Origin of the sequence: Moorena sp. SIO4E2 (genome assembly GCF_010671945.1) — a bacterium.
Lineage (GTDB): Bacteria > Cyanobacteriota > Cyanobacteriia > Cyanobacteriales > Coleofasciculaceae > Moorena > Moorena producens.
Map to the genome: position 1 here is coordinate 1 of NZ_JAAHIE010001040.1, position 1,879 is coordinate 1,879.

Sequence of the window (1,879 nt, forward strand, 5' to 3'; positions counted from 1 at the left end):
CTGGCGCAACGGTAGTGGGAATTCCTGCTAAAGTTATTAAGGTGCGTTCTTTTGAAGAGAATGGCTCTAGTTGAAATGTAAACAAGGGAATCGGGAATCGGGAATCGGTAATCGGGAATCGGGAATCGGGAATCGGGAATCGGGAATCGGGAATCGGGAATCGGGAATCGGGAATCGGGAATCGGGAATCGGGAATCGGGAATCGGCTTGTCTATTGCTAGCATGCCTATTGCTAGCATGCCTATTGCCTCTTGCCTCTTGCCTCTTGCCTGTTACCGACTGCCGACTCCCTTTATTATATACTAATAGAGTCACTGTCTTGAAATTGTCATGATTGCTGATCCAAGCCCCAATTACATTTCAAACGAAGAGTATCTATCCTACGAAGAAGATAGTGCCATCAAACACGAGTATATTGATGGAGAAGTCTATGCCATGGCTGGCGCGAGTGATGCCCATGTTACTATTGCCGGTAACTTATTTGCTCTGTTAAGAAATCATGTCAGGGGCACTGGCTGTCGGGTTTATATGGCAGATATGAAAGCTTATGTCGAAGCATCCAATAGTTATTATTATCCTGATGTTTTCGTGACTTGCGATGCCAGAGACCGAGAATTGAGCAATTATAAAAAATATCCCTGTTTAATTGTAGAAGTTTTATCTCCAAAAACTGAAGCCTTTGACCGGGGTGATAAATTTTATGATTATCGAAAACTAGACACCTTGGTGGAATATGTTTTAATTAGCCAAAACCGTCAACGCTTAGATTGCTTTCGCCGGAATTCCGAGGGAATTTGGACATTGCAATTTTATGATCCGGGCAGTGAGATTCATCTAGAAACTGTGGATTTTAGGACTAGTATTGAAGCTTTGTATGAAGATGTATAGCGCAAGGCAATAGGCATGCTAGCAATAGGCAATAGGCATGCTAGCAATAGGCAATAGCGATGCAGCGCTGCTCCCTGCTCCCTGCTCCCTAAAACCCAGATATTTGTACCTCACAAGTCGTAAAATTGCTATAATAGGTTAATGCTTACTTTTAGGCTAATTTAATGCTACCTCTAGTATCTTTGGAGTTGGTAACTCTTTATTAACTTGGCTATAGGCGTACACCAAATCCTCTAAAACTTCCTTAGCATTCTCAAGAGCTTCCTCATAGGTGTCACCGTGGGTACGAGCATAGTTACCCCATTCGGGTAAACTAGCCACATAAGAGTTATCTTCCTCTGACCATTGAATTAAAATGCTATATTTCATGATTCATCCTCCTGTTCTAATTGTGCCAGTTCTTTGAGTACTTCTATTACTTCTTTTTCTTGATAAGGCTTGGAATCGTTACTATCTTTACCAGACAGAACTACAGGATTTGTGATTAGTGGATGAACCCAATAAGAATGACTACCTTTTCCCCGCTTAGGCAAGAGTTGAAATCCTGCTTTCTGCAACATTTGTTTTAATTGTCTTATTTTTTTCGGCATGCCAATAACTATAACATACTTCCTAAGACTTATGCGTGACCTAGAACAACTGACCAAAGATATTCAAGAACTACCAGAAGACGCTCAAAACATTATTGCCGATATCATTGAGGTGTTCAAAAAACAGTATGTAACGAAAAAACCGGCATCTCTTAATCCTCTGGAATTAGACAATCAACCTTTTATTGGTATGTGGAGTGATCGACAAGATACTCAAAATAGTAGCGAATGGGTGAGAAGAATTAGACAAAAGCATTGGCAGGGGTAAAATGGCAGTAATTCTAATTGACACTGATATTTTGATTGATCTTGCCAATAACGACTCACTTGCTAAAGAACGCCTGGTAAGAGAATCTAAAACATCTCTATTTCAAATCAGTATTATTACTAAACTATAATTA

General features: G+C 40.2%; 5 protein-coding genes. 3 read left to right on the top strand and 2 right to left on the bottom strand.

The genetic code is table 11. From position 1 onward, the window contains the following. Nucleotides 1-70: 70 nt before the first annotated feature. Nucleotides 71-334, top strand: coding sequence for a hypothetical protein (locus tag F6K37_RS45925; RefSeq protein ID WP_502887829.1), 264 nt, complete (start codon nucleotides 71-73; stop codon nucleotides 332-334). Then, the gene (locus tag F6K37_RS40360; RefSeq protein WP_009148920.1) at nucleotides 331-888 is read left to right on the top strand and encodes a Uma2 family endonuclease; all 558 of its coding nucleotides are present in this window, start codon (nucleotides 331-333) and stop codon (nucleotides 886-888) included. Before F6K37_RS45925 ends, F6K37_RS40360 begins: the two co-directional genes overlap by 4 nt. Before the next feature lie 156 nt (nucleotides 889-1,044). Here the strand turns inward: F6K37_RS40360 and F6K37_RS40365 are convergent, their stop codons facing one another. Both F6K37_RS40365 and F6K37_RS40370 read right to left on the bottom strand, forming a co-directional pair. After that, on the bottom strand, nucleotides 1,045-1,257 hold the full coding sequence (locus tag F6K37_RS40365) for a type II toxin-antitoxin system HicB family antitoxin (protein ID WP_009148918.1): 213 nt from the start codon (nucleotides 1,255-1,257) through the stop codon (nucleotides 1,045-1,047). Continuing rightward, on the bottom strand, nucleotides 1,254-1,478 hold the full coding sequence (locus tag F6K37_RS40370; RefSeq protein WP_044494309.1) for a type II toxin-antitoxin system HicA family toxin: 225 nt from the start codon (nucleotides 1,476-1,478) through the stop codon (nucleotides 1,254-1,256). Before F6K37_RS40370 ends, F6K37_RS40365 begins: the two co-directional genes overlap by 4 nt. A 31-nt stretch (nucleotides 1,479-1,509) precedes the next feature. On the opposite strand from F6K37_RS40370, the gene F6K37_RS40375 reads away from it, so the two are divergent. Then, a complete protein-coding gene (locus F6K37_RS40375) occupies nucleotides 1,510-1,746 on the top strand; it encodes a hypothetical protein (RefSeq protein WP_287256913.1) in 237 nt (78 codons plus the stop codon). Nucleotides 1,747-1,879: the final 133 nt, after the last annotated feature.